The following is a 534-nucleotide window of genomic DNA, read 5'->3' on the forward strand; positions in this document are numbered from 1 at the left end:
TTTCTACGCGGCGATTTTGACCTGATCGCACCAGGTGTTAACGGCCTTCTCAGCGGTGCGGAAGCTGCGCTGCAAAGACGCTGGCGATTCCGCAGGCGCCTGAGGGCTAACCAATGCAAGGCCCGGGCGCAAGATGCGCGAGTACACACGCGTGTAGAACAGTGCCGTTTGCAGGCCAAGGTTTGTGAGCCGATAGCGGTGGGTCTTGGGCACTCGCTCGATCAGACCATGCAAGCGCAGGCGTCGCAGCTCGTAGCTCATGCGCCCGGGGCCGATTTCGCCGGGTCGCAGGCCCAGCAGCACGGCGTAGGCTTGCCGCAGGTCTTGATTGGTAAAGCCGCGTGCGACGAAGATGAACATCACCAGCGCATGCAGCAGCGCTTGGACCTTCGGGTCGGCAAAGCGCAGCGCCGGTGCGCGCTGCCCGTCAACATGGCGCGCACGCTGCAGGTCCTGAAACGCGTCTTCGCCCAATGCACAGTCGTGGCTGATCTGCTCGATTTCGAGCATGCGCCGATTCGCTGCAAAGCCGAT

At 62.7% G+C, this 534-nt stretch carries 1 pseudogene; it reads right to left on the minus strand.

From position 1 onward, the window contains the following. Positions 1 to 3: 3 nt before the first annotated feature. Positions 4 to 534 (minus strand): annotated as a pseudogene (locus AWB81_RS44140) (hypothetical protein); the annotation flags it as partial.

It is taken from the genome of Caballeronia arationis, assembly GCF_001544975.2.
In the GTDB taxonomy this organism is placed as follows: Bacteria; Pseudomonadota; Gammaproteobacteria; order Burkholderiales; family Burkholderiaceae; genus Caballeronia; species Caballeronia arationis.